Source organism: Kocuria coralli (genome assembly GCF_008831305.1).
In the GTDB taxonomy this organism is placed as follows: domain Bacteria; phylum Actinomycetota; class Actinomycetes; order Actinomycetales; family Micrococcaceae; genus Kocuria; species Kocuria coralli.
In genome coordinates, this window is the sequence record NZ_ML708625.1 from 45,372 (window position 1) to 70,497 (window position 25,126).

The window sequence follows — 25,126 nt, forward strand, 5'->3', positions numbered from 1 at the left end:
CCGGTGCCGTTCCGGCCCTGGATCAGCGCGTAGGGTTGAACCCATGTCTTCACCCTCAGAGCGCTACTTGGCAGCCAAGAAACGCAATGCAGAGGCCAAGACGCAGCTGACGCGGTTCGCCGCGACCCTGGACTTCGAGATGGACGCCTTCCAGACGGAGGCCTGCAGGTCCCTGGAGTCCGGCAGCGGTGTGCTGGTGGCGGCGCCCACCGGGGCGGGGAAGACCATCGTGGGGGAGTTCGCGGTCCACCTGGCCCTCGCCCGCGGGCAGAAGGCCTTCTACACCACGCCGATCAAGGCGCTGAGCAACCAGAAGTTCCACGATTTCGCCCGCCGGTTCGGTCCCGAGCGCGTAGGGCTGCTCACGGGGGACACCGCCGTGAACTCCGAGGCCGACGTGGTGGTCATGACCACGGAAGTGCTGCGGAACATGCTCTACGCGGGCTCCTCGACCCTGGCCAACCTGGGGTTCGTGGTCATGGACGAGGTCCACTACCTGGCCGACCGGTTCCGCGGTGCCGTGTGGGAGGAAGTGATCATCCACCTGCCGGACCACGTCCAGATGGCCTGCCTGTCCGCCACCGTCTCCAACGCCGAGGAGTTCGGCGACTGGCTGGACACCGTGCGCGGGTCCACGGAGGTGGTGGTCTCCGAGCACCGCCCCGTGCCGCTGTGGCAGCACGTCCAGGTGGGCACGGAGCTGATGGACCTGTTCGTCGACGATTCCACGGTGGAGCAGGCCGTGGACCGCAGACGGCGGGCGCAGGACTCGGGTCACGACGGCGGACCCGCCGTCAATCCCGAGCTGCTGCACCTGGCCCGCAGCCAGCCGCCCGGTGGCCGCTCCGGCGGCGGCTACGGACGCCGCAATGGAGGCCGGCGAGGACCCGGGGGAAGATCGCGCGACCGGATGGCCCGCCGCCAGCGCGATGGCTCCGGCGGCGGCCGCGACGAGGGCTTCCGGGAGAGCCGGGGACACGGCGGCCACCGGTACGAGTCCCACGGCTTCGACTCTTCGTCGCGCGATGCCGGGTCCCGCGCCGTGGCTGGGCGCTTCGGCCACCACCACCGGATCTCCCGGCCTCAGATGATCAAACGGCTGGAGACCGAGGGACTCCTGCCCGCCATCACCTTCATCTTCTCCCGCGCCGGCTGCGACGACGCCGTCAAGCAGTGCCTGGCCGCCAATCTCTGGCTCACAACGGACCGGGAGCGCCAGACCATCCGCGCGGTGGTGGCCGAGGCCGCCGCCGCTCTGGAGGCCTCCGACCTGGACGTGCTGGGGTTCTACGAATGGCGCGACGGCCTCGAGCACGGCGTCGCGGCCCATCACGCCGGGCTGCTCCCGCTGTTCAAGGAGGTCGTCGAGCAGCTCTTCGCGCAGGGCCTGGTCAAGGCGGTCTTCGCCACGGAGACCCTGGCGCTGGGGATCAACATGCCCGCGCGCTCGGTGGTCCTGGAGCGCCTGGACAAGTTCAACGGCGAGTCCCGTGTGGACATCACCCCGGGCGAATACACCCAGCTCACGGGGCGGGCCGGGCGGCGGGGGATCGACGTCGAAGGCCATGCCGTGGTGCTGTGGCGCCCGGGACTGGATCCGAACATGGTGGCGGGGCTCGCCTCCAAGCGCACCTACCCGCTGATCTCCAGTTTCCGGCCGACCTACAACATGTCCGTGAACCTGATCGCCCGGTTCGGCGCGGAGCGCTCCCGGGCGATCCTGGAGTCCTCCTTCGCCCAGTTCCAGGCGGACCGCTCCGTGGTCGGGCTGGCCCGTAAGGTGCGCTCGAACGAGGACGCGTTAGCGGGCTACGAGCAGGCCATGACCTGTCACCTGGGGGACTTCACCGAATACGCGAGGCTGAGGCGGGAGCTGAAGGACGCCGAGAAGAACGCGGAGAAGTCCCGCTCCCATGCCCGGCGCACCCAGGCAGCCGATTCCCTCGCGGATCTGCGGCCGGGGGACATCGTGGACGTCCCGCAGGGGCGCAACCGGGGCTACGCCGTCGTCATCGCCACGGACTCCCGGGCCGAGCTGCCACGACCCGTGATCGTCACCTACGACGCCAATCTGCGGCGCCTGGGAGCCCAGGACCTGGATGGGCCCCTGGAGCCGGTGTCCTTCGTCAAGCTGCCGAACAAGGTGCGCACGGATTCCCCCAAGGACCGCAAGAACGTGGCGGGATGGATGCGCGCAGCGCTCCAGGAGCGGCGCCCGGCCCGCGGCGAGGGCGACGGCGCATCGGCTTCCCACGGCGGAGGCGGCCGGGCGATCCAGTTCGCCCGGGGGAGCTCGGAGCTGGAGCACCGCATCACCGACCTGCGCCGGAGGCTGCGGGAGCACCCCTGCCACGGCTGCAACGACCGGGAGAACCACGCGCGGTGGGCCGAGCGCTGGAACAGGCTGCGCAAGGACACGGACGGCCTGCTGCGCCAGCTCGACAACCGCACCAACGCCGTGGCCACGACCTTCGACCGGATCTGCGGCGTGCTTTACGCCCTCGACTACCTGACGGTCGACGACGACGGCGCGCTGCACCCCACGCCGCCGGGTGATCAGCTGCGGCACATCTACGGCGACCGCGACCTCCTGCTGGCCATGAGCCTGCGGGAAGGGACCCTCAAGCCGCTCGACCCGGCGGCGCTGGCCGCCACGGCCACCGTGATGGTCTACCAGGCCAAGCGGGAGGACGCCGGGATCCGGCCCAAGATGCCCACTCCCGCCATCGAGCGGGCGGTGGCCGCGGTGATCGCGCAGTGGTCCGCCCTCACGGACCTCGAGGAGCAGCACAAGGTCCGGCCGACGGCGGAGCCCGAGCTGGGCCTGGCCGGTCCCATGTACCGCTGGGCCCGGGGGGCCTCGCTGCACGTGACCTTGGAGGACTCCGAGATGGCGGCCGGCGACTTCGTCCGTTGGGCCAGGCAGGTCATCGACCTCTTGGACCAGATGGGCTCCATCACGGCTCTGGACCCCGACCTGCGAACCGCCTGCCGGCGTGCCGTGGAACTGATCCACCGCGGCGTGGTGGTCCAGTCCGTTCTCGACGACCCCGACGAGGGAGACGATTTCTCATGACCGCACCGGATCCGGTGGCCTCCGCCCCCGTGCTGTACCGCAACGGCTCCGTGTACACCACGGCGGACCCCTTCGCCTCGGCCATCATCGTCGAGGGCGAGGAGGTCGTCTGGGTGGGATCGGAGCAAGCCGCCGACTCGCTCGTGGACGATCGAATGCGGATCGTGGACCTGGACGGCGGACTGGTCACCCCCGCCTTCGTGGACAGTTCCGTGGATCTGACGGCCCAGGGGGACCCGGACGCCGTGCTCCGCAACGCGGCGGCCCGCGGTACCGCCGCAGTGGTGCACACCGGGCCCGTCGACGCCCTGACGTCGCTCCCCGGCGAGGACCGGAAGGACGCGCCCTCCGCCGGCGGAGGTGCCGCCCGTCCGTCGGTGTACCTGTGGCCCACCGTATCCGCGGAGGCCCTGGAGCCGGGTCTCGATCTGATCTCCGCGGTCGGGCCCGACGATCGTCTGGTCGGCCTGCGGACGGTGGTCCACGACGCTCCGGCGCAGCAGGTGACCGCCTTCCTCACGACCTGCCTGGAACGGTCGCTGCGGCCGGGGCTCGTCGTCGACAGGACGAGTGCCACCGCCATCGTCGATGCAGTGGTCGCCGCACGGGAGACAGCCGGGGAGCGGCGGTTCAACGCCGCGGGCCTGCGCCTCGAGTTCGCCCCGGACCTGACCTCGGACGAGCTGCTCCCGGTGCTGGACGCGCTGAGCGGCTGCGCCTTCACCGTGTGCCTGGATCCGGCATCCAGTCCGCTGGCCTCCGAGTACTACCGGCGCGGGATCCCCGTCACACTCGGCACGGGCGGCGCCCTCCTGGAACCGTGGGCGGCCGTCCGGGAGCTGCTCAACCACGATGCCGAGCACCAGCGGATCTCCGCCCGGGCCGCCTTCACCGCAGCCACCCGCGGTGCCTGGAGAGGCATCGGCCGCGGGGGAGGCATGAGCGGCCAGCTGGCCCCCGGGACGCCGGCGACGTACGCCCTGTGGCAGGTCGAGGCGCTCATGGTGCAGGCCGCTGCGGGGACGGGTGCCTCGTGGAGCACCGACCCCCGGTCCCGTACGCCGCTGCTGCCCGCCCTGGAGGACGAGGCCCTCCCCGTCTGCGAAGGCACCTTCCTGGCTGGGCTGCAGCTGTACAAGGCCTGATGACACGGCCTGTCGCCTCCGTCCGGGAGGTCACGGCATGGCACAGTGAACCCAATGGTTTGTCTCGCCCGGGCCCCTCGTTAGACTGGGCCTCTACTGCCGGCCGGGCCGGGCGTCCCTAGAAAACAGTCTCCGTCCTCCTCCGGGAGGGCCGTGACTGGTCCGAAGGCGCCCGGTTCGTCCTGCGGTGCCGGCAGCCCGAACTCCGACAGTGTCGGCGAAAGGATTTGAACCGCGTGCGGTCCCTCATCATCATTCCCACGTACAACGAGCGCGAATCCCTGCCCACCGTGATGGACCGGCTCCGCCGCTCCGTTCCCCAGGGCGACGTCCTCGTGGTCGACGACAACAGCCCCGACGGCACCGGTGACCTGGCCGACAGCATGGCAGCTGCCGACTCCCAGATCCACGTCCTCCACCGGACGGAGAAGAACGGCCTGGGCCAGGCCTACATCGCCGGATTCCGGTGGGGCATGGACAACGGCTACGACGTCCTCGTGGAGATGGACGCCGACTGCTCCCACCAGCCCGAGGAGCTGCCCAAGCTCCTGCTGGCCATCGACGACGGCGCCGATCTTGCGATCGGTTCGCGCTACGTGCCCGGTGGTTCCACCGTGAACTGGCCCTGGTACCGGCAGTTCATCTCCCGCGGCGGGGGCATCTACGCCCGCTTCTTCCTGGGCTCCAACATCCAGGACATCACGGCCGGCTACCGCGCGTTCCGGGCCTCGACGCTCAAGGCCATCGACCTGGACTCGGTCGAGTCCCGGGGTTACTGCTTCCAGATCGACCTCGGCTGGCGCACGGAGCTGGCCGGGCTGAAGGTGGTCGAGGTGCCCATCACGTTCGTGGAGCGTGCCGAGGGCGTGTCCAAGATGAGCGGGGACATCACCCGCGAGGCCGTCGTGAACGTGGCCAAGTGGGGCACCACCGCGCGTGCCCGCGTGCTGCGCGACAAGGTCAACAACCTGCTCGGGCGCTGATCCGGCCGTAGCCCTCAACGACGACGGGGCCGGGACCAACCTCAAGAGTTGGTCCCGGCCCCGTCGTCGTAGGCGGCAGCAGCCGGTTCGCCCGGCCGGTCCGCTTAGATGGCGTGCTGCTCGCGGTAGAACTGGATGCGCTGCTCGAGGATCTCCTCGAGCTCCTCGGTGGTGCGACGCTCCATGAGCATGTCCCAGTGAGTGCGCTGGTGCTTCTCATTGGGGTTCTCGGGCTTCTCGCCGTTGACGATCACCGCTTCCTTGCCGGACTTGGAGACCCACACGGACGGGATCTCGGCCTCGGAGGCGAAGGTCACGAAGACCTGCTCCCCGTCCGGCGTGCGGTACTCGACACGCTGCCGGGGTGCCGGCTCGACGCCGGCCTCGGACTCCATGGACTGTGAGCCCAGGCGCATACCTCGCAGGCTACGGTCACTCATCAGGTGCAACTCCTGTCGGTGGAAGACACTTCCAAACTTCTCCGGTGGCATATCTTACGCGGGCCATGGCCGCGCCGGCTTATCTCCGGATCAGTCCTCGATCGGTGGTACCAACGCCGCCGGCGGCGGCCTTGTTCCCGTTCGGCGTCATATGGACCCGCCGAAACCGGAGTCCGGTCGCCCATCGGCGAGGATGGGCGACCGGACTCCGGTTTCAGCGGAAACGAGGGGGCTCAGCGCTGCTGGTCCCCGTTGCCGCCGTCGTTGTCCTCGGGGACAATCCCGTAGGTCTCCTGGTGCTCCTGCGTGAAGGGGGAGTGCTTCTCCCCGGCACCGGCATCGTCACCGGGGATCGGGGCGTTCAGGTCCACCGGGGCGTTGGGGTCGATGGACTCGGGGTCCGGGACCGTGTACGCGTCGGGATCGGTGAGCGCCGTCGAGGGCTTGAGGTCCTCGTCCGTGACCTTGACGCCCTCCGACTTCACGATGGCCTCGTCGCGGGCCGCGGCCCGGGCTTCGTCCTCGGCTCGGTCCTCTTCCTCCATGACGTCGCCCCAGTCCTCGCCCCTGTCGGGCTTGCCCAGGAACTCTCCGACGCCGCGCAGGGCGTCGCCCAGCTCGGCGGGGATCATCCACACCTTGTTGGCAGATCCCTCGGCCACCTTGGGCAGGGTCTGGATGTACTGGTAGGCCAGCAGCTTCTGGGTCGGCTTGGCGCGGTGGATGGAGTCGAAGACCTTCTGGATGGCCTGCGCCTCGCCGTCGGCGCGCAGGATCGAGGCCTTGGCGTCACCCTCGGCGGAGAGAACGGCAGCCTGACGCTCGCCTTCGGCGGTGAGGATCTGGGACTGCTTCTGGCCCTCGGCGGTCAGGATCGCGGCACGGCGGTCACGCTCGGCGCGCATCTGCTTCTCCATCGAATCCTGGATCGACGGCGGGGGAGTGATCTCCTTGATGTCGACACGGGATACGCGCAGGCCCCAGCGGCCGGTGGTCGAGTCCAGGACACCGCGCAGCTCCGCGTTGATCTTGTCGCGGGAGGTCAGGGTCTCCTCGAGGTTCAGGCCGCCGACGACGTTTCGCAGCGTCGCGGAGGTCAGCTCGTCCACGGCGTGGATGTAGTTGGTGATCTCGTAGGTCGCGCCCCGCGGATCGGTGACCTGGAAGTACACGACCGTGTCGATGCCGACCACCAGGTTGTCCTCGGTGATCACGGACTGCGAGGGGAAGGAGACCACCTGTTCGCGCAGGTCGATCAACGGCAGCAGCCGGTCGATGAACGGCACGAGGATATGCAGTCCCGGGTTGAGGGTGGCCTGGTACTTACCCAGGCGCTCCACGATGCCGGCGCGTGCCTGCGGGATGATACGCACTGCCTTGAGCAGTATCACCACGGCAAGCACGACCAACACGGCGAGCAAGATGATGAAAACCATGGTCAATCCTCTCGGGTTGGATGTTGCGTACTCGGTGCCCGGGCTGGTTTCCGGTCAGCCGCAGCGAGGAGCCGCGGTCGACCGCGCCGGGCATAGATCAGGCCTGGACCGTCGGTCCGGCAGGATTCAGTGGCACATGGGTGACGACGACGGTGGCTCCGTTGACCCGCTGGACGTAGACCTGCTCGTCGACCTCGTACTGCTCGCCCCCTCCGGCGCGGGCGGTCCAGACGTCGCCGTCGAGCCGCACCAGGCCCGTGTGGGCCGTGACCGTCTCCAGTACCAGACAGGGCTGGCCCGGGAGGCGGTCGGTATTCGAGAGAGCATCCTTCCCCGGCGCATCATGCAATCGGCGCAGCAGCCGCGGGCGGATGGCGAAGAGCAGCAGCACGGCAACGGCCACGAAGACCAGGACTTCGAGGATGAGGTTGCCTCCCGTCACCCCGGATACGAGGGAGGCGGCAAGGGCCCCGCCGGAGAGCATCAGGAAGGTGAGGTCCAGGGTCAGGATCTCGACCACGCCCAGCAGCACGGCGATGATCAGCCACACCATCCATCCGTTCATCAGCATCCAGTCCAGCACGGTGTCTACAGACCTCCACTTCAGTGTCATGCGCCGGTCGGGGGAGTACCGCCACATTTGCCACTGTAATCGCCGGCTATCGCGGCCCTCACGGTTACACGCCCCATCAGATCATGTGACGCCAAGTTGTGACAGCCGGGTCAGCGGGGGCCTCAGCGGGGCTGATCGTCCGTGGACTCACCCGTGATCTCGCCCAGGATGTCCACGCGAGGCGGACGGAGGATGCTCCTGGCCACATTGCGGTAGTCGTAGCGGTCCAGGAGGCGCGCGGCGGTTTCATCCTCGATGTCATAGGCGTGCGCGAGCATGCGCACGTTCTCCGTGTAGAAGGCGTGGAGCTTGTCCACGCCCTTGATGAACTCGAGCTCTTTGCTCATGTCGTGGGCCTTCCGGGAGGTCAGGCTCTGCGCTGCCGCAGTCCGCAGGATGGGTGCCATAACGGTAGCGCGAATGCCAAGGTCCCTGAACGTCGTGCACGCAGAGTTCACCGAACTCCGAGCCAACACCTCTTACTGCGACTCACACGATCGCTAAACGGCTGAGTTGTGCTCGGGACAGCCCACACTTTAGCGTTCCTCACGTAGAGACACGTCGACTCAGCATGTCGACGGCCGAAGCCCGGGCACCGCGAGGAGCACCCCCACCCATGGCGCACGTTCTGGTGACCACCGATTACCTGCGACCGGGGGACACGGTCCACCGGCTGCTGACCGACGCGGGACATTCAGTGGCCTATGACCCGTCGAGCGGACCGCGCCGCGAGGCTGATGCCCTCACCCTGTTCGACGGTGCGGACGCGGCCATCCTGGCCAGCGAGCCGGTGACGCCCGAGATGCTGAATGCCGCCACCGCGCTGAAAGTGATCGCACGATCCGGCGTGGGATTCGACTCCGTAGACATCCAGGCGGCCACCGATCACGGCATCTGGGTGTGCAATACCCCGGGTGTCAACCACCACGCCGTCGCCGAGCTGGCCATGGGGCTCATGCTCACGATCGCACGGCGACTGGATGCCGTCATCCCGGCGGTCAGATCAGGGCAGTGGCCGCGGACCGCGGGAACGGAACTCCACGGCAGGACCCTGGGCATCGTGGGCTTCGGCGCCAGCGGGCGCGCCACGGCTGAGCTCGGGCGGGCCTTCGGGATGGAGGTCCTGGTGAGCACCAGATATCCGGGCCAGGACACCGAGGGGCTCGAGTTCGTCGACCGCGCCGTCCTGTGCGCCCGGGGCGACTACGTGTCCCTGCATGTGGAGGCCACCGCCGGCAACCATCACATGGTCGACGCGGGATTCCTCGAGGCCCTCAAGCCCACGGCGGTCCTGGTCAATACCGCACGCGGCTCCCTGATCGACGAGAGCGCCCTCGCACGTGCGCTCGACGACGGGCGGATCGCCGGTGCCGCGCTCGACGTCCTGGAGTCCGAAACCATCTCCGGAGGTTCTGCACTGCGCGGACGCGACGACGTCGTCATCACCTCCCACCTGGGCGGCCAGACGGTGGAAGCGCGCCAGCGTGCGGGCTTGGCCGCGGCCGAGAACGTCCTGGCGGTACTCGCCGGAGACACTCCGCCCTCACCGGTCAATCAGCCCGCTGCCGCCAGCTGATCCCGCCCGCCTGACCCCACGTCACCTACTGGCCCAAGTCACCTACTGGATCGAGGAAGACCCATGTCATCGACGCACGCTATCGCCGTCATCCCCGGGGACGGCATCGGCAAGGAAGTGGTTCCGGAGGGTCTTCGGGTGCTCGACGCCGCCGCCGAACGCTTCGGTTTCGCCCTGGACTACGAGCACTTCGACTTCGCCAGTGCGGAGTACTACCAGGAGCACGGCGCCATGCTCCCGGAGAACTGGTACGACCAGCTCGTAGGGCGGGACGCCATCTTCTTCGGGGCCGTCGGGTGGCCCGAGGTGGTGCCGGACCACGTCTCCCTGTGGGGGAGCCTGCTGCAGTTCAGGCGCCACTTCGACCAGTACGTGAACATGCGCCCGGTCAAGCTCATGCCCGGGGTGACCAGCCCCCTTGCAGGGCGGGCGCCGGGCGACGTCGATTTCCTGGTGGTGCGCGAGAACACCGAGGGGGAGTACTCCAGCATCGGCGGCAAGATGTTCGAGGGCACCGAACGGGAGACGGTCATCCAGGAGACCGTGATGACCCGGACGGGAGTGGACCGGATCCTCAAGTACGCCTTCGAAGTCGCCCGGTCCCGCCCGAAGAAGCACCTGACCTCAGCGACCAAGAGCAACGGCATCTCGATCACCATGCCGTACTGGGACGAACGGGTGGCCGAGATGAGCAAGGCTTACCCTGAGGTAGAGGTCGATAGCTTCCACATCGACATCCTGACCGCCAACTTCGTGATGCACCCGGACTGGTTCGACGTGGTCGTGGCCAGCAACCTTTTCGGAGACATCCTCTCGGACCTCGGGCCGGCCTGCACGGGCACCATCGGCATCGCCCCGAGCGCCAACATCAACCCGGAGCGCAAGTTCCCGAGCCTGTTCGAGCCGGTGCACGGGTCCGCCCCGGACATCGCCGGACGCGGTCTGGCCAACCCGATCGGCCAGATCTGGAGCGCCAGCCTGATGCTGGATCACCTGGGCGAGACGGAGGCCGCTGCTGCGATCGTGGCGGCCATCGAATCCGTACTGGCGACCGGCGAACTCACACCGGACATGGGCGGGCAGGCCAGTACCCAGGACCTCGGGCGGGCGATCACGGACGCCTTGGCCTCCGGGACGAACCGTGGGTGATGAGCTGAGTAGCTAGCCGCTCTCACTGTCAGACGGAGATGCCGGGTCCCGGACGAGAACTTCCTCGTCCGAGACCCGGCATTTCGCGTTGCAGCAGGCCGAATGAACACAACGTTGACACTCCAGTGTGCGCCACTTCATAATGTTCAAACGATTGACCATTCAAACGATTGAACGGATTTCTATGTCACATCTGTCCTTCAGCCTGCTCACGGAGCTATACCCGGCACCCGCCCTGGCGGAACTCCTGTCCGCGGAACGAACGGTCCAGGGGTGGATCGATTTCGAGCATGCACTCGCCGCCGCGCAGGCGGTGACCGGGGTGATCAGCGAGGCCGATGCTCAGGCCATCTCCTCGGTGACGCTGGAGCATCTGGATCTGCCGGCCCTGTGGACCGCCGCACGGAACGTCGGCTACCCGATCCTTCCGTTGGTGCGCCAGATGGCGGCGCACCTGCCGGAGGGCCCGAACGGGCGGGTCCACTATGGGGCGACCACCCAGGACGCCATGGACACCGGGCAGGCCCTGATGCTCAGGGATACAGCGGAGGCCCTGGAGCAGCTGGTGGAGGCCGTGGGGGAGCGCCTCACCGCTCTCGTCGGCGAACATGCGTCCACCGTGATGCCCGGGCGGACCCACGGGCAGCAAGCGGTGCCCACGACCTTCGGCGCCCACCTGGCGCCCGTGCTCGCGGAACTCACCCGTTCCCGCCGCAGACTCGCCGCAGCCAAGGACGACGTATCGGTCATCTCGCTGTTCGGGGCCGGCGGGACCTCGGCCGCCCTGGGCCCGCAGGCGCCGGAACTGCGACGGCTCATGGCGCAGGACCTCGGCTTGTATACGACGGACGTGCCGTGGCACACCGCTCGTGACGGGGTCGTCACCATGGCCCAGACCTGCACGTTGCTGGTCGGCAGCTGCGCCCGCCTGGCCCGCAATGTCATCGACCTATCGCGTACCGAGATCGGGGAGATCCATGAGGCAGCCGGCTCGCACCGTGGCGCGTCGTCGACCATGCCGCAGAAGGCCAATCCGATCCTCGCCGAAGGCATCATCGGGATGTCAGCGATCGTCGGCCCACTCGTCTCATCCCTGTCCCGGACCCTCGAGATGCCGCAGGAGCGCGCCGCCGGCGAATGGCAGATCGAATGGCATGTCCTGCCGCAGATATTGCAGCTGACCGGCAGCGTCCTGACCGCTGCGGCGGAACTGCTGGAGGGGCTGCGTGTCAGCACCACAGCCATGCGGTCGAATCTGGCGGCCGACGGGGGCCTGATCATGTCCGAGGCGGCCATGATCTCCCTGGCGGACGCCCTGGGCAGGGAGCAGGCTCACGACATCGTCTACGGGGCGGCCCTGGATGTGCGCTCCGAGGGTTCGAGTCTGGGCGAGGCCGTCAGGAACCGCCTCGAGAAGGAGGGGGTGGACGCCGACGTCGCCGTGCCGGAGGCCGCCGAGTACTTGGGGGAGGCCGGCTCGATCTGCGAAGCCGCCCGGCGCGGCTGGGCCGAGCGTGCCGGGGGAGTGCGATGAGCGGGGAACAGCAGAGACCGCTGGCGGCGACCGGGCCGGTCCAGGCGAGCGAAGAGGCCCCGGACAACCGCTTCGACCGGATCCGGCAGTCATCCGGTCTGATCCTGGCCCCCTTGGCATTGGCCGTGATGCTGCTCCTGCCCTTGCCGCTGACGACGGGGCAGCAGCACCTGGCCGCGATCATGGCCTTCGTATTCATCGCCTGGCTGACCGAGGCGGTGCCGATCCCGGTCTCGTCCATGATCGCCCTGGGCCTGGCCGTCCTCCTGCAGGTCCCGGATCTCGAGGAGGGATCCGGGGACTCGGCCGAGGACTTCGTCTACGCCGCCTTCTCCAGCTCCACGATCTTCCTGGTGCTCGGCGGGTTCATCCTCGCTCGTGCCATGACGGTCCACGGCCTCGACAAGAGGTTCGCGTTGTTCGTCCTTTCCTTCCCCGGCGTCGCGCGTTCCACTCTGCGCGTGGCCATCGCCTTCGGCCTGATCGCAACCCTGGTATCGGCCTTCGTCTCGAACTCCGCGGCCGCGGCCATGCTTCTGCCGATCGGAGTCGGCATCGTCAGGGCGCTGGGACCCGAGCTCGCCGAGGCAGCCGGGGTGGAGAACGCGAGCAAGACCCGGTTCGCCACCATGACGATGCTGATGATCGCCTACGGGGCCAGCGTCGGGGGCCTGCTGACGCCGATCGGCAGCACCGCCAATATCGTGGGCCTGGGTTTCCTCAAGCAGCAGGTGGACGTCGAGGTCGGCTTCGTCGACTGGTTCCTGATGACGGGGCCCCTGGCCGCAGCGTTGTTCGTCGTCATGTGCGCCGTGCTCTACTTCCTCAACCGCCCCGAAACCCGTGTCCTGCCCGGCGCTGAAGCCTATGTCCGCGAGCAGCGGGCCGAGCTCGGGGGATGGACCCGCGGTGAGGTGAATACCCTGATCGCCTTCGCCCTGGCCGTCGTCCTGTGGATCGGGCCCAGCGTCCTGGCCGAGACCTCCCTGGCCGACGGCGCCCTGTCCTGGTTCGTGGGCATCGACATCGGCACGGCCGCCATTCTGGCGGCCTGCCTCCTCTTCGTCCTGCTCCTGTCCTGGCGGGAGCGACGGTTCACGCTCACCTGGCGGCAGGCCGTGTCCATCGACTGGGGCACCATCCTCCTGGTCGGCACGGGACTGGTGCTCGGAGCCCTCATGGACAACACCGGTCTCGCCCAGGTGGTGGGGGAGGGCGTCGTCGACGGCATGGGCCTGAACAGCACGGTCGCCGTCACGGTGATGGGTGTGGTGATGGCGGTACTGATCTCGGAGACCGCGTCCAACACCGCAGCGGTGGGGGTGGTGGCGCCCGTGATGATCCCCATCGCCACCGCCGTCGGAATGGATCCCACGATCCCCGTCCTGGCCGCCATATTCGGGGCCTCCTGCGGCTTCATGATGCCGGTGTCGACGCCGCCCAATGCCATCGTGTACGGGTCGGGCATGGTGCCCATCACCCGGATGTTCCGGACGGGGGTGGTTTTCGATGTCATCGCCATCGTCGTGATCTCCGGCGGGGTGCTCGTGACCACCACGTTCGTGACCCTCACGTGATTCCATATCCCTGATGGGTATGCGGGTGCGGCCGATTCTCGGTCGCACCCGCATACTTGGTGGTGCACCGGCAGGAGAGTGCCAGGGGAGCGGAGGGAATTCATGGGAGCCAAGAGGGCGACCATTGCAGATGTGGCTGCGAGGGCCGGCGTGGACCCGGGGCTGGTCTCGAAGGTGCTCAACAACAAGCCGGGGCTCTCGATCCGCGACAGCACACGAGAGCGCGTGCACCGGGCAGCTACCGAGCTTTCCTATCGGCCGAGCAACGCCGCCCGCAGCCTGCGCACGTCGAGAACAGGCGCTCTCGGCGTGCTGCTGCCGACGTTCACCAATCCGATCTGGACGATCATCCTGGACGCCGCAGAGGCGGAGGCGGATCGACGCGGGTACACGCTCGTGGCGGGCATCGCCGGCGATGCCTCGAGCGGGCAGGATCGGCGCCCGTCGAGGTTCCTGGAATGGGTCAGGTCCGGCACGGTGGACAGGTTGCTCGTGGCCTCGACCTTGTCGGACGAGGATCTCGGCAACGGGTTCGGGCAGACTCCCTGGCTGCACATCAACCGACGCCCTGACACCAGCCGGAGGCATGTCCTCCTGGACGATGCGGCGGGCATGCACCTGGCCACGGAGCATCTGCTGGACCTGGGGCACCGCCGCCTGGCACATGTCAGCGGCCCTCTCGATACGGATTCCGGACGACGACGGCTGGCCGGCTTCGAGGCGGCGACCACGGCCGCCGGCCTCGGGACCCTTCCGGTCGCAGAAGCCCGGTACGACACGGAGTCGGGGCACCGGGCCATGCAGGCCCTGCTGACGCATGAGGATGAGGTCACCGGTGTCGTCTGCGCGAACGTGGCTTCAGCGGCGGGGGTGCTCGCCGCGGCCGTCGAGAACGGGCTGCGCGTCCCCGAGGATCTGTCGGTGATAGCCCTGCATGATATCGGTCTGGCTCGCAGCTTCCAGCCCGCCCTCACGACGGTTCTCATGCCGCTGGACGAACTCGGTCGCAGGGCGGTGTCCCTGATCCTGGACCGGCCCGCCGACGACGAGATCGACGAGATGATCACCGGACCGATCCGGCTGGTCGAACGAGCGTCCACGGCGCCGCCGCCGATGACGCGGCACGCCTGAGCCCGTCGTCGGAAGCGGTTCGTCGACAGCCGTCGGAATACGGTCGCAGGGCCTGCTGCCTCCTGACGGTCCGCTCTCCTTAAAACGCCGATAATCTACATTATGTAAAGTAAAGCGCCGATTCTAGCTTCGGATGTCTGCAGGTGCCGTCGTCGTGAGCAGCCCGTCGGCCTCCCAGGCCTCGAATCCGCCGACGACATCCGTGGCTCTGGTCAGACCCATCTGGCGCAGGTTCCAGGCAGCCAGCGACGACGAGAATCCATGGCGGCAGATCAGGATGTACCGTGCGTCCCAGCTGACGGCCTCCGGGATCCGCCAGGCGAAGGTCGGGTCCAGGCGCCATGGCAGCACGGTGAGGTCTATCACCAGGGCGCCCGGGATCTCCGCCGAGGCGGCTCGATGGGCGGGTGTCCGGAGGTCTATCAGGAACGCGCCCCCGCTCTGCTCGACCACGGCCTGCTGCGGAGTGAGCCGGTCGAGCTCGGCTCGAGCCCTGACCAGAAGACCGAGCGAACCCGGCGCCTCATCATGCCTCGTCGATGGATCCGGCACCATTCAACTCAGCATCCGGCGATATGGCGGCGATAGGCGTTCTCCGCGGCCTCGTCGAACGGGACGAAGAGCACCTCGGTGATGCGCTCCCCTACCTCGTCGATCATCTCCTGCACCGTCTCGACCGCGACGCGCGTGGCGTCCTCCAGCGGCCAGCCGTAGATTCCTGCCGAAATAGCGGGAAAGGCCACTGTGGTCGCACCGACGTCGACGGCAGCGCGCAGGGACTCCCGGTAGCAGGAGACCAGTAGCTCGGTGCGGTCCTCGGAGATCGAATACACCGGACCCACCGTATGGATCACCCATGTGGCCGGCAGCTCCCCCGCCGTCGTCGCTACGGCTCGCCCGGTCGGCAGGCCGTCGGGCAGGGAGGAGTTTCGCAGTTCCCGGCATGCTTCGAGGATCGAGGGGCCGCCCCGGCGATGGATAGCACCGTCGACTCCCCCGCCGCCCATCAGCGACGAATTGGCGGCGTTGACCACCGCGTCGACCTGGGCCCTGGTGATGTCACCTGGCTGAATGCGCATGTCCATATCGCCAGGGTAGGCGGTGGTCCTCAGTCCAGGAAGGGGCGAGCAGCAGCCTGGTCTCGGCGGTAGCGCTGGAGCCGGAGAGCACTCCACGCCATGGCCAGCCCAAAGAGAAACACGACGACCCCCAAGGAACTGAGAGCGGTGATGAGCGCAGGGTGCCACCGGCCGCCATCCGGCGAGTCGATGAACGGGGTGAACCGCAGGACTCCATTGAAGAAGCCGACCACGGTCATGCACAGGGCGCAGATCCAGCGTCTCGTGACGCCCCATCGGTCTGGGCTGGTCAGCAGCCAATTCCAGCGAGGGTTCCAGGGTTCTTGGTTTTGGTGCTGCGCCTGAGCGTTCTCTGCCTGGTCCTGCATGCTCCGCCTCCGTTTCCTTCTTCTCACCGTAACGGGGTGCTGGAGGTATGTCAGGCATCGTTAAGGATCAGCGGTGCCCTCAGTCCAGGAAATACCGCAGCAGCTGGGTGAACTCGGCGGGCTTCTGCGAGTGCACCCAGTGCCCTGCGCCCTTGACAGTTACCTTCCGCACCTGGGGGAACAGCTTCTGCATCATCGGCCGGTCCTTGTCCTGGATGTACCGGGACTCGCTACCGGCGACCCAGATCACCGGCCGGTCGAACGTCGTCTTGAAGTCCGGGAACCCGCCGATGGTGTCCAGGTTGTCGTAGAGCAGGTCCAGATTCGGCTGCCAGGTGAAACGTCCGTCGTGGTGCCGCAGGTTCTGCATCAGGAACCCGCGCACCGTGGGGTGCGGTATGGGCCCGGCCAGTTGCTCATCCACCTCGGTGCGATGAGCCACCGACTCCAGGTCCACCGACTTCAGGCTTCCGAGCAGGTGCGGGAACTCTCCCCCGCTCTCCCAGCTGTGCGCGGGGGCGATGTCCACCACCATGAGCCTCTGGATGAGCTCGGGGTCGGTGAGCGCCATCGTCATCGCGACCTTGCCGCCCATGGAATGCCCCACCAGGTCGTAGGGCTGCTCCCCCAGTTCGGCGTCGATGGCCGCGGAGACCTGAGCGGCCATCGTCTTGTAGTCGAAGCTGTCCGTCCATGCGGAGGCGCCATGATTCGGCAGGTCCACGAGCAGGACCCTGCGTTCTCCGGAGAGCTCCCTGGCGAAACGCGCGAAATTCTTGCCGCGGCCCATCAGACCGTGCAGGAACACCAGATTCCCGGGTCCGTTCCCCACCGTCTGGATCTTGACTCCGTGCGGGGCATCCGAGGTATCTGAGGTCATGGCTTCAAGGCTATCGCCGCACCCGCCGCCGTGTCGGAGGTCATCAGCGTGCCGCCGTCCGGGCGCGTAGCATCGCGTGAGTGACTGCCTCATCGCCCCCTACCGAACCGCAGACCCCCGATCCCAACCGGTCACGGATCCTGACGATCCTCCTGGCATCGCTGTTCATGGCCTTGATGGCGGTCAGCATCGTCAACGTGACGCTGCCCGCCATTCAGAACGATCTCGGCGCCTCCGACACGAGCCTGCAGTGGATCCTCTCCGGCTACGCCCTGGCCTTCGGCATCGTGCTGGTCGCGGCGGGCCGGGCGGGCGATCTCCTGGGGCGGGAACGGATCTTCGTCGCAGGCATCGCCCTGTTCACGCTGGCGTCCCTGGGAGCGGCGCTGGCCCCCGACATCTTCTGGCTCAACATCGCCCGGGTGGTCATGGGGGTCGCCTCCGGCATGGTGAACCCGCAGGTGGCCGGGCTGATCCAGCAGCACTACCGGGGCGTGGAGAGGGCCAGGGCGTTCGCGAAGTTCGGCGGGGTCGTCGGCGTCGCGGTGGCGATCGGCCCGGTCATCGGAGGGTTCCTGCTCGGGGTGTTCCCGACAGGCATCGGGTGGCGGACCACTTTGGGCATCAACGTCCCCGTCGGGGCGGTTGTCACCGTTCTGGCACTGCGCTGGATGGACCTCCGTCCTCGCCGGGCGGGGAGGCAGAAGCTCGACATCGACCCGGTCGGCGCAGGACTCTTGGGTGCCGCGGTCCTGGCGATCATGCTCCCGTTCATGCTGGCCTCCGACCATCCCGTCGCCTGGGTACTGCTTCCCGTCGGTTTGGCCTTGGTCCTCCTCTGGGTGCTGTGGGAGCGGCGCTACGCCTCGTCCGGCCACGAGCCCATGGTGGATCTGCGCCTCTTCCGGATCCGCAGCTACACGCTGGGCTCGCTGATGATCGGCGTGTACTTCATGGCGGGCACCTCGATCTGGGTGGTCCAGGCGCAGCTCGTGCAGCAGGGGTTCGGGCAGGCCGCCCTGACCGCGGGTCTGCTCGCCCTGCCCGCCGCTGTCTTCACGGCGCTGTCGGCCCAGCTGGGTGGCCGCCTGGTGGTGCGCATCGGCCGCTGGACGGTGGTCATCGGGCTGGGCATCATGCTGCTCGGCCTGGTCGCCACCGTGATCATGACCCCGCTCATCTCCAGCGGTGCGGTCCCCCTCTGGGTCCTGAGCGCCGCCATGGCCCCGATCGGCATGGGCAGCGGGATGGTCACCAGCCCGAACCAGACGCTCACCCTGCGCGAGGTGCCCGTTTCGCAGGGCGGAACTGCGGCTGCCGTCACGCAGACCGGTCAACGCATCGGCACCGCCGTGGGAACGGCCGGGATGACCGGCGTGTACTTCCATGTGCTGCCCCACGGGGCGGACGTCGCCGCGGACACCACCTACATCCTGATCGGGGCGGTCCTGATCCTCGCCTTGCTCATCGCCCTGGTGGATGCGCTGGCCCCCGTGGGCAGCAAGCGCGCTACTCCGGTGTCGAAGCCGAAGTGACCCCGCGCATCAGCTCGCGCAGTCGCTCCACGTGGATCTGCCCGGGGGCGGAAGGGCGGCCGACGGCGCCGAAGGTGGCCGCCGAGCCGAAGACATGTCCCGCGATCCGCGACACCGCGCCCTGCTCCGCCATGGACATCGTCAGGAGCGGGACCTCGGCCCGAGCCGCGCGGCGCGCCGTGGCCAGCAGGAGGGTGGCGACATCGGCCGGGCTGCGGGGCATGACGGCGATCTTGGCCACGGCGGCTCCCATCCGTTCCTGATCCGCCAGGATCCGCTCGATCTCCTCGGCGGGCGGCGTCCCTTCGAAATCGTGGAAGCTCGTCACCACGGGGACGCCCGCGTTCCTGGCCGCGTCCACAAGGGCCGCAGCGCCGTCGCGCCTGTACTCGATATCGACCAGATCGGCGTCCGAGGACTCGATGAGGCAGGCCACCAGCTCGGCGTAGGCGCCGTCGTCCGGCCCGTGACCGCCCTCGGCGACCGTCCGCACGGTCAGCAGAAGGGGCACCTCCCCCAGGATGCCGCGGAGATCGCGAGCCGTGCGCGCCACCTCGCGGGGTTCCGGGCGAGGACCGCCGGGCCTCTCCTGAAGCGAGTCGACGCGCCACTCGACGATCTCGGCCCCGGCAGCCACCGCGGCCCGGGTATCCCCGGCGACGGCCTCGAGGTGCGCGGACATCACGGGAACGATGACCGCTGGGGTGGACGAGCTCAGGGACATACCCCGGATCGGCAATGAAACCGTCACGGTATAGGCCTCCACATCAAGACCGGCACCCCCGCGGGGGTGCCGGTTGCATATCGGTGGTCAACGATGGCTGCGGTAATCAGCGCAGGCGATCAGCTCAGAGCGGCCACGACGGCGTCGTAGTCCGGCTCCTCGCTGATCTCCGGGACCACCTGGGTGTAGGTGACCTGGCCACCGGCATCCACGACGACGACGGTCCGGGCGAAGAGCCCCTCAAGAGGCCCGTCGACCATCCGGACGCCCCAGTCCTCACCGAAGGTGGAGCGGAAGCCGGAGGCGGTGATCACGTTCTCGATCCCCTCGGCGCCGCAGAAGCGATCCTGGGCGAAGGGGAGGTCGGCCGAGACGCAGAGCACGGAGGTGTTCTCCAGCCCGGCGGCCAGCTCATTGAAACGGCGCACGGAAGCGGCGCACACCCCTGTGTCCAGGCTGGGGAAGATATTGAGGACGACCCGCCGTCCGGCGAGATCCCCGGAGGTCACGGCCGAGAGGTCGGTGCCCACGAGGTCGAACGACGGGGCGGTCGAGCCCACGGCGGGCAGCTCTCCGACGGTGTGGACAGGATTGGCCTGAAATGCAGTCTCCATGGCCCCCACCTTAACCAGAAAAACGACGATCCCGGCCACTCGCGTAAAATTGACGGTGTCACTGTCAGCTTTCCCGATGCGCGTCTCCCGAGGCGGGCCGCCCCGTATCGGCGGGTCACTACGGACGTCATCGGGCCGAAAGGACCTCCCATGATCCCCGACCCCCTCCCCCAGCCCGCGGACGAGGAACTGCCGGTCAAGAACGTTCGTGGAGCCGTCGTGGCGTGGATCGCCATCGATCTGGTGCTGGTCTGCGTCTTCGCGGCCCTCGGACGCACCTTCCACGGGGAGGACCCCTGGGGCTTCCTGGACACGGCGTGGCCGTTCCTGGCGGCCGCGTCCGTCGGGTGGGTGGGCATCGCCCTCGCCAGGCGGCCCGGGATCTCGCCTCTGGGCGGCCTGATCCTGTGGGCCGTCACCGTCGTGGGAGGCCTGACCATGCGCAGCGTCTCGGGAGGCGGGGTGCAGTGGTCGTTCGCCGTCGTCACGGCGCTGGTGCTTCTGGTGTTCCTGCTCGGCTGGCGGCTGATCGCCTGGGTGATCCTGCGTGGACGCTCTCGTCCGGCCGGCCCGGGTGCCGATCCTCGGAGCTGAGGGTTCCGCCGCCGGACCCAGGACATCGCCGTACTGCCGCCACCGCCCCGAGCGTGCGAACAGGGCTACTGTGAAACGCAGGCGGTCGTGATCGTCGCCTGCTCGTCTCCCGCAGGCCTGCCCGCGTGGAACCTAACTACGAGCATCAAACGTATGAGTGTCGCGCCTGCGAACCCCGATCGAACGAACAACGACCCGACACCGACCCGAGACTGAGAAGGAATCATCATGCTGACTGCGATCGTCATGGTCCGGACCGAGCCCGACCGCATTCCGGAGGCCGCCCAGGAGATCTCCGAGCTCAGCGGGATCTCGGAGGTCTACTCCGTGACCGGCGAGTGGGACCTGATCGTGATGGTGCGCGTCCGGCAGCACGACGAACTGGCGGATGTCATCGCGGATCGCCTGTCAAAGATTGAAGGTGTAGTAGAGACTGTGACTCAGATAGCCTTCAGGACGTACAGCCGCCATGACCTCGAGGACGCGTTCTCGCTGGGTATGGACTGAGGCCGCCGATCTCGTCCCGCTCGACCTCGGCTCCGCGGGCGGATCGGTGGCTGCCCACGCTGAGCCCACCCGCTCCGAGGTCCGTCCAGCACGAGGCGGCCGGACTGGCGGGACGGCTCAGGACTGACCGTTGCGTGAGTGCTCGACCCATCGGCGGAGCACATCGGCCGCTGCGCCGGAGTCGATCGACTCGGCCGCGCGCGCCACACCGCGCTCGAAACGCTCCGCGAACGGAGCCTCCGCCGTTTCGTCCAGGGCCACCAGCGCAGCCGCGGCGTTGAGCAGCACGGCGTTGCGCACGTGCCCGCCCTCCCCTGCGAGCACCCGGCGCGCCACGTCGGCGTTGTAGGCGGCGTCCGCTCCCCGCAGGTCCTCGATCGTTCCCCGGGGCATGCCCAGGGTCGCCGGGTCCAGGACGTGCTCGTGGATCTCGCCGTCGCGGACCTCCCAGATCTCGGACGTGCCTGTGACGGTGAGTTCGTCCAGCCCGTCCCTCCCCCGGAACACGAGGGCGCGGTCTCCGCGTTCGAGGAAGACGCCCGCCATCATGGGGGCCAGGGCCCTGTCGGCCACTCCGATGGCCGAGGCCTTGACGCGGGCGGGGTTGGTGATCGGCCCGAGGAAGTTGAAAACGGTGGCCACGCCCAGCTGCTTGCGCGCACCCGCCGCGTATTTCATGGAGGGGTGGAAGGTCTGGGCGAAGCAGAAGGTGATGCCGACCTCCTCCGCGCACGAGGCCACCATCTCGACGGGCATGTCCAGCTGGACCCCGAGCGCCTCGAGGCAGTCGGCCGATCCCGACTTCGAGGATGAGGCGCGGTTGCCGTGCTTGACCACCCTGGCTCCGGCGCCGGCCGCCACCAGGGCGGCCATCGTCGAGATGTTGACGGAGCGCAGGCGGTCCCCGCCCGTGCCGACGATGTCGACCGCGGGACCCGCCACCTCGATGTTCCGGGCGTGCTCCACCATGGCGTCCGCCAGCCCCCGCAGTTCCGCGACGGTCTCCCCCTTCGCGCGCAACGCCACGAGGAAGCCCGCCAGCACGACCTCGGAGACCTCGCCGGACATCACGGCGTCCATGGCCGCGTAGGTCTGTTCCGCGGTGAGGTCCCGTCCGGCGATGAGGTCGGTGATCACCTCAGCCCAGTCGAGGGTTCCTGTGGGATGCGCGAAGGCGGAATGGGTGGAAGTCACACCGTGAACTCTATCGCCGGGCGGCTGCATGCCAGAAGTTGCCGGTCCACTTTCATGCTCCGGCACGGCCGCGCGCCGCCGTCATCCGCCTCGGCCGGGGCGCCCGTTCGCGCTGTTACCGGGAGAGATCACGGGAAACCGGCCACCGGAATCCACGCCCCGTCTCGGAATGTGACTCGAACCGGACACATGTCTCGGGGTGTCTCGGTTGGTTCACACGGCATTTTGGCGACATAATGTCGTTCGTGACGACAGCAACCCATGCCCCAGCAGCGCGGCAGCCCGCCCCGGCCATCAACCGCCCCAACCTCACCGCTGTGGGGACCATCGTGTGGCTGGCCTCGGAGCTCATGTTCTTCGCGGGCTTGTTCGCCATGTACTTCACCCTCCGCGCCACGCAGCCCGAGCTGTGGACCGAGCAATCGGCCAACCTGAATGTCCCCATGGCGTTCGCCAATACGACGGTGCTGGTGCTGTCCTCCGTGACCTGCCAGTTCGGCGTCTTCGCAGCCGAGCGCCTGCAGCCCCGCCGCTCCGGCGGGATCTTCCAGATCACCAAGTGGGGCATGATCGAGTGGTTCATCCTCACGTTCTTCATGGGGGCGATCTTCGTCTCCGTGCAGGCGTTCGAGTACGCGGAGCTGGTGGCCCACGGGGTCACCATCCCGACCGACGCCTACGGATCGGCCTTCTACATCACCACGGGCTTCCACGCGCTTCACGTGACCGCCGGCCTGGTGGCGTTCCTGATCATCATCGGCCGCGCCTATTTGGCCAAGCGGTTCGGCCACTTCGAGGCCACCTCGGCGATCGTGGTCTCTTACTACTGGCACTTCGTGGATGTCATCTGGATTGCGCTGTTCATCATCGTTTACTTCTTACGCTAGCCACCGCACCACCCAGCCCTGCTCCGCCCGACTCTTAAGGAACTTCTGACGTGAAGGCTCTCTCCCAGAAGCGACGCCACCCGTTGGCACTGCTGGCGCTCCTCATCTCCGCACTTCTCCTCACCGGTGGTCTCTACGCTGTCGCCACGACCACCAATGAGGCCAAGGCTGCCGAGACCTACACCGCATCGGATGTGGACGAGGGTTCCAAGCTCTTCGTGGCCAACTGCTCGACCTGTCACGGCATGAACGCCGAGGGTTCCGATTCCGGGCCGTCCCTGGTGGGCGTCGGCGCGTCGGCCGTCGACTTCCAGGTCGGCACGGGACGTATGCCCATGCAGATGCAGGGCCCGCAGGCGCAGATCAAGCCGGGACAGTTCAACGAGGAGCAGACCCGCCAGCTCTCCGCCTACGTCGCGTCCCTGGGCGCCGGCCCCGCCGTCCCGGAGGAGCAGTACACCGACGTCACCCAGGGCGACTCCGCCAACGGTGCCAAGGTCTTCCTGGCCAACTGCGCCATGTGCCACAACGCGGCCGGCGCCGGCGGCGCCCTGACCCGCGGCAAGTTCGCTCCCTCCCTGATGGGCGTCGAGGAGAGGCACATCTACGAGGCCATGCAGACGGGCCCCCAGAACATGCCGGTGTTCAACGACGCCAACATCACCCCCGAAGAGAAGCGGGACGTGATCACCTACCTCAAGACGATCGAGAACAACACCGATCCCGGTGGGTTCGGGCTGGGCTCGCTGGGCCCGGTCTCGGAGGGCTTGTTCATCTGGACCATCGGCCTGCTGATCATCATCGGATTCGCCGTGTGGCTCACCTCGCGGTCGGCCTGATCCAGCATTTGAATCCATGCCGGGTCACCGGCTTTAAGCACCACATTCAGAACTAGAGAAGAAGAGGGACCACATGGCTGACCACCGTGACGGCCTTCCCCAGGGGAAGACGGGGAATCTGCTTGATCGCAGTGCGGCGACGCCGGATACCTTCCAGGATCCCGGGCTGCCTCCGCATCGCCCCCGTAGCACCGACGTCGCTCCCGGTCCGGCCAAGCGGGCCGAGCGTCAGGTCGCGTTGCTTTTCGCCGTTTCGATCATCGGCTCGATCCTCTTCTTCGTGGGGTACTTCGGGGTCCGGGTCGACGGCGACATCTACGCGGTCACCGACAACGCCCCCACCGCCGCCCTGCGACTGCAGAACCTCCTGCTCGGCGGCGGTATCGCCCTGGGCATGCTCGGCATCGGCGTCGGCGTCGTGCACTGGGCCCGCACCCTGATGCCCGACCACGAGCTGGTGGAGGAGCGCCACGACGTCGTCACCGAGGCTCAGCGCGCGGACGCGGAGCAGATCGTCGATACGATCCTGGACGAGTCCGGGATCAAGCGGCGTCCGCTGATCCGGAACACGCTCATCGGAGCTGCCGTGATCGCCCCGCTGCCGTTCGTCGGCCTGCTGCGCGATCTCGGTCCGCTGAACCTCACTCCCCTGCGGCACACCCTGTGGGAAGAGGGCGTCCGCCTGGTGCGCGACCCTTCGGGCACTCCCATCATGGCCTCCGACGTCACCCTCGGCTCGACCTTCCACGTGCTGCCGGAGAACCTCTCCGGGCTCAGCCACGACGAGGGCTACCTGGACGAGAAGGCCAAGGCCGTGGTGCTGCTCATGCGCCTGGACCCGGACACCGTCAACGTCTCCCCGGAGCGCGAGGACTGGAACGTGGACGGCATCTTCGCCTACTCCAAGGTGTGCACTCACGTGGGCTGCCCGATCGCCCTGTACGAGCAGCACACGCACCACCTTCTGTGCCCGTGCCACCAGTCGACCTTCGACCTGGCCGACGAGTGCCGCGTGATCTTCGGTCCCGCTTCCCGTCCCTTGCCCCAGCTGCCCATCTCGGTCGATGCCGATGGCTACCTGGTGGCTCGCAGCGACTTCCACGAACCCGTCGGCCCCAGTTACTCGCAGCGCATCATCGCGGTTAACGAGATGGCAGAGGAGAACGCAAACTAATGTCTGCTCAGACCACCCCCGGGGCTACCGGTACCCACGAGTACCAGGCGGATACCAGTGTGGGGAAGATC

At 68.0% G+C, this 25,126-nt stretch carries 25 protein-coding genes; 14 read left to right on the top strand and 11 right to left on the bottom strand.

Annotated features, from left to right (window positions below; genetic code table 11):
- Positions 1-43: 43 nt before the first annotated feature.
- The 3 genes from FCK90_RS12685 (at position 44) to FCK90_RS12695 (ending at position 5,204) form a co-directional block, all read left to right on the top strand.
- Positions 44-3,076: a DEAD/DEAH box helicase gene (locus FCK90_RS12685; protein WP_158034668.1), complete on the top strand. Its 3,033-nt coding sequence runs from the start codon at positions 44-46 to the stop codon at positions 3,074-3,076.
- Positions 3,073-4,221 carry a hypothetical protein gene (locus FCK90_RS15965; protein ID WP_158034669.1) on the top strand — a complete coding sequence of 383 codons (1,149 nt, stop codon included), beginning with the start codon at positions 3,073-3,075 and terminating at the stop codon, positions 4,219-4,221. The genes FCK90_RS12685 and FCK90_RS15965 overlap by 4 nt, the downstream gene beginning before the upstream one ends.
- 236 nt (positions 4,222-4,457) lie before the next feature.
- Complete coding sequence (locus FCK90_RS12695; RefSeq protein WP_158034670.1) at positions 4,458-5,204, top strand: polyprenol monophosphomannose synthase; 747 nt, start codon at positions 4,458-4,460, stop codon at positions 5,202-5,204.
- Between the two features lie 104 nt (positions 5,205-5,308).
- Here FCK90_RS12695 and FCK90_RS12700 read toward each other — a convergent pair whose 3' ends face one another.
- The 4 genes from FCK90_RS12700 to FCK90_RS12715 form a co-directional block, all read right to left on the bottom strand.
- A complete protein-coding gene (locus FCK90_RS12700; protein WP_158034671.1) occupies positions 5,309-5,644 on the bottom strand; it encodes an RNA polymerase-binding protein RbpA in 336 nt (111 codons plus the stop codon).
- Positions 5,645-5,877: 233 nt separating this feature from the next.
- Positions 5,878-7,080: an SPFH domain-containing protein gene (locus tag FCK90_RS12705; RefSeq protein ID WP_158034672.1), complete on the bottom strand. Its 1,203-nt coding sequence runs from the start codon at positions 7,078-7,080 to the stop codon at positions 5,878-5,880.
- Between the two features lie 97 nt (positions 7,081-7,177).
- Entirely contained in the window at positions 7,178-7,693 is a 516-nt protein-coding gene (locus FCK90_RS12710) for an NfeD family protein (RefSeq protein WP_246180353.1), read from the bottom strand.
- Positions 7,694-7,815: 122 nt separating this feature from the next.
- Positions 7,816-8,100 (bottom strand): hypothetical protein, encoded by a 285-nt coding sequence (locus FCK90_RS12715; protein WP_246180354.1) that lies wholly within the window; start codon positions 8,098-8,100, stop codon positions 7,816-7,818.
- Between the two features lie 209 nt (positions 8,101-8,309).
- Here FCK90_RS12715 and FCK90_RS12720 point away from each other — a divergent pair, with 209 nt between their 5' ends.
- From FCK90_RS12720 to FCK90_RS12740, 5 genes are all read left to right on the top strand, one after another.
- On the top strand, positions 8,310-9,269 hold the full coding sequence (locus FCK90_RS12720) for a phosphoglycerate dehydrogenase (protein ID WP_158034674.1): 960 nt from the start codon (positions 8,310-8,312) through the stop codon (positions 9,267-9,269).
- Positions 9,270-9,332: 63 nt separating this feature from the next.
- A complete protein-coding gene (locus FCK90_RS12725; RefSeq protein WP_158034675.1) occupies positions 9,333-10,418 on the top strand; it encodes a tartrate dehydrogenase in 1,086 nt (361 codons plus the stop codon).
- A 184-nt stretch (positions 10,419-10,602) separates the two neighbouring features.
- Positions 10,603-11,952: a class-II fumarase/aspartase family protein gene (locus FCK90_RS12730; RefSeq protein WP_220433335.1), complete on the top strand. Its 1,350-nt coding sequence runs from the start codon at positions 10,603-10,605 to the stop codon at positions 11,950-11,952.
- On the top strand, positions 11,949-13,529 hold the full coding sequence (locus FCK90_RS12735; protein ID WP_158034676.1) for an SLC13 family permease: 1,581 nt from the start codon (positions 11,949-11,951) through the stop codon (positions 13,527-13,529). The genes FCK90_RS12730 and FCK90_RS12735 overlap by 4 nt, the downstream gene beginning before the upstream one ends.
- Before the next feature lie 102 nt (positions 13,530-13,631).
- Positions 13,632-14,660: a LacI family DNA-binding transcriptional regulator gene (locus tag FCK90_RS12740; protein ID WP_158034677.1), complete on the top strand. Its 1,029-nt coding sequence runs from the start codon at positions 13,632-13,634 to the stop codon at positions 14,658-14,660.
- 123 nt (positions 14,661-14,783) lie between these two features.
- Here FCK90_RS12740 and FCK90_RS12745 read toward each other — a convergent pair whose 3' ends face one another.
- The 4 genes from FCK90_RS12745 to FCK90_RS12760 all read right to left on the bottom strand — a co-directional run bounded on the left by FCK90_RS12745 (position 14,784) and on the right by FCK90_RS12760 (position 16,987).
- On the bottom strand, positions 14,784-15,215 hold the full coding sequence (locus tag FCK90_RS12745) for a rhodanese-like domain-containing protein (protein WP_158034678.1): 432 nt from the start codon (positions 15,213-15,215) through the stop codon (positions 14,784-14,786).
- Between the two features lie 5 nt (positions 15,216-15,220).
- The gene (locus tag FCK90_RS12750; RefSeq protein ID WP_158034679.1) at positions 15,221-15,745 is read right to left on the bottom strand and encodes an O-acetyl-ADP-ribose deacetylase; all 525 of its coding nucleotides are present in this window, start codon (positions 15,743-15,745) and stop codon (positions 15,221-15,223) included.
- A gap of 23 nt (positions 15,746-15,768) precedes the next feature.
- Positions 15,769-16,107, bottom strand: a complete 339-nt coding sequence (locus tag FCK90_RS12755; protein WP_158034680.1) for a hypothetical protein — start codon at positions 16,105-16,107, stop codon at positions 15,769-15,771.
- A gap of 79 nt (positions 16,108-16,186) precedes the next feature.
- Positions 16,187-16,987: an alpha/beta fold hydrolase gene (locus FCK90_RS12760; RefSeq protein WP_158034681.1), complete on the bottom strand. Its 801-nt coding sequence runs from the start codon at positions 16,985-16,987 to the stop codon at positions 16,187-16,189.
- An 80-nt stretch (positions 16,988-17,067) separates the two neighbouring features.
- On the opposite strand from FCK90_RS12760, the gene FCK90_RS12765 reads away from it, so the two are divergent.
- A complete protein-coding gene (locus FCK90_RS12765) occupies positions 17,068-18,522 on the top strand; it encodes an MFS transporter (protein WP_246180355.1) in 1,455 nt (484 codons plus the stop codon).
- Here the strand turns inward: FCK90_RS12765 and aroD are convergent.
- Both aroD and tpx read right to left on the bottom strand, forming a co-directional pair.
- Positions 18,497-19,273 carry a type I 3-dehydroquinate dehydratase gene (gene aroD, locus FCK90_RS12770; protein WP_220433336.1) on the bottom strand — a complete coding sequence of 259 codons (777 nt, stop codon included), beginning with the start codon at positions 19,271-19,273 and terminating at the stop codon, positions 18,497-18,499. The genes FCK90_RS12765 and aroD overlap by 26 nt on opposite strands.
- A 92-nt stretch (positions 19,274-19,365) precedes the next feature.
- Entirely contained in the window at positions 19,366-19,860 is a 495-nt protein-coding gene (gene tpx / locus FCK90_RS12775; RefSeq protein WP_158034682.1) for a thiol peroxidase, read from the bottom strand.
- A 150-nt stretch (positions 19,861-20,010) separates the two neighbouring features.
- Between tpx and FCK90_RS12780 the strand changes: the two genes are divergently transcribed.
- Together FCK90_RS12780 and FCK90_RS12785 are read left to right on the top strand one after the other, a co-directional pair.
- The gene (locus FCK90_RS12780; protein ID WP_158034683.1) at positions 20,011-20,454 is read left to right on the top strand and encodes a DUF3054 domain-containing protein; all 444 of its coding nucleotides are present in this window, start codon (positions 20,011-20,013) and stop codon (positions 20,452-20,454) included.
- A gap of 228 nt (positions 20,455-20,682) precedes the next feature.
- Complete coding sequence (locus FCK90_RS12785) at positions 20,683-20,961, top strand: Lrp/AsnC family transcriptional regulator (protein ID WP_158034684.1); 279 nt, start codon at positions 20,683-20,685, stop codon at positions 20,959-20,961.
- Between the two features lie 117 nt (positions 20,962-21,078).
- Here the strand turns inward: FCK90_RS12785 and trpD are convergent, their stop codons facing one another.
- Entirely contained in the window at positions 21,079-22,155 is a 1,077-nt protein-coding gene (gene trpD / locus FCK90_RS12790) for an anthranilate phosphoribosyltransferase (protein ID WP_281347455.1), read from the bottom strand.
- Between the two features lie 245 nt (positions 22,156-22,400).
- On the opposite strand from trpD, the gene ctaE reads away from it, so the two are divergent.
- The 3 genes from ctaE to qcrA all read left to right on the top strand — a co-directional run bounded on the left by ctaE (position 22,401) and on the right by qcrA (position 25,055).
- On the top strand, positions 22,401-23,042 hold the full coding sequence (gene ctaE, locus FCK90_RS12795) for an aa3-type cytochrome oxidase subunit III (protein ID WP_158034686.1): 642 nt from the start codon (positions 22,401-22,403) through the stop codon (positions 23,040-23,042).
- A 50-nt stretch (positions 23,043-23,092) separates the two neighbouring features.
- Complete coding sequence (gene qcrC, locus FCK90_RS12800) at positions 23,093-23,881, top strand: cytochrome bc1 complex diheme cytochrome c subunit (protein WP_158034687.1); 789 nt, start codon at positions 23,093-23,095, stop codon at positions 23,879-23,881.
- Positions 23,882-23,954: 73 nt separating this feature from the next.
- Positions 23,955-25,055: a cytochrome bc1 complex Rieske iron-sulfur subunit gene (qcrA, locus tag FCK90_RS12805; protein WP_158034688.1), complete on the top strand. Its 1,101-nt coding sequence runs from the start codon at positions 23,955-23,957 to the stop codon at positions 25,053-25,055.
- The last annotated feature ends 71 nt before the right edge of the window (positions 25,056-25,126 follow it).

Bases quoted from the DNA above. Each gene is read 5' to 3' on its own strand.
- FCK90_RS12700 (WP_158034671.1), bottom strand. From the start codon at position 5,644: ATGAGTGACCGTAGCCTGCGAGGTATGCGCCTGGGCTCACAGTCCATG.
- FCK90_RS12750 (WP_158034679.1), bottom strand. From the start codon at position 15,745: ATGGACATGCGCATTCAGCCAGGTGACATCACCAGGGCCCAGGTCGAC.
- FCK90_RS15965 (WP_158034669.1), top strand. From the start codon at position 3,073: ATGACCGCACCGGATCCGGTGGCCTCCGCCCCCGTGCTGTACCGCAAC.
- qcrA (WP_158034688.1), top strand. From the start codon at position 23,955: ATGGCTGACCACCGTGACGGCCTTCCCCAGGGGAAGACGGGGAATCTG.
- FCK90_RS12705 (WP_158034672.1), bottom strand. From the start codon at position 7,080: ATGGTTTTCATCATCTTGCTCGCCGTGTTGGTCGTGCTTGCCGTGGTG.
- FCK90_RS12725 (WP_158034675.1), top strand. From the start codon at position 9,333: ATGTCATCGACGCACGCTATCGCCGTCATCCCCGGGGACGGCATCGGC.
- FCK90_RS12755 (WP_158034680.1), bottom strand. From the start codon at position 16,107: ATGCAGGACCAGGCAGAGAACGCTCAGGCGCAGCACCAAAACCAAGAA.
- FCK90_RS12740 (WP_158034677.1), top strand. From the start codon at position 13,632: ATGGGAGCCAAGAGGGCGACCATTGCAGATGTGGCTGCGAGGGCCGGC.
- FCK90_RS12745 (WP_158034678.1), bottom strand. From the start codon at position 15,215: ATGGTGCCGGATCCATCGACGAGGCATGATGAGGCGCCGGGTTCGCTC.
- FCK90_RS12785 (WP_158034684.1), top strand. From the start codon at position 20,683: ATGCTGACTGCGATCGTCATGGTCCGGACCGAGCCCGACCGCATTCCG.
- FCK90_RS12720 (WP_158034674.1), top strand. From the start codon at position 8,310: ATGGCGCACGTTCTGGTGACCACCGATTACCTGCGACCGGGGGACACG.
- FCK90_RS12685 (WP_158034668.1), top strand. From the start codon at position 44: ATGTCTTCACCCTCAGAGCGCTACTTGGCAGCCAAGAAACGCAATGCA.
- FCK90_RS12780 (WP_158034683.1), top strand. From the start codon at position 20,011: ATGATCCCCGACCCCCTCCCCCAGCCCGCGGACGAGGAACTGCCGGTC.
- FCK90_RS12735 (WP_158034676.1), top strand. From the start codon at position 11,949: ATGAGCGGGGAACAGCAGAGACCGCTGGCGGCGACCGGGCCGGTCCAG.
- FCK90_RS12730 (WP_220433335.1), top strand. From the start codon at position 10,603: ATGTCACATCTGTCCTTCAGCCTGCTCACGGAGCTATACCCGGCACCC.
- FCK90_RS12760 (WP_158034681.1), bottom strand. From the start codon at position 16,987: ATGACCTCAGATACCTCGGATGCCCCGCACGGAGTCAAGATCCAGACG.
- FCK90_RS12715 (WP_246180354.1), bottom strand. From the start codon at position 8,100: ATGGCACCCATCCTGCGGACTGCGGCAGCGCAGAGCCTGACCTCCCGG.
- tpx (WP_158034682.1), bottom strand. From the start codon at position 19,860: ATGGAGACTGCATTTCAGGCCAATCCTGTCCACACCGTCGGAGAGCTG.
- FCK90_RS12710 (WP_246180353.1), bottom strand. From the start codon at position 7,693: ATGACACTGAAGTGGAGGTCTGTAGACACCGTGCTGGACTGGATGCTG.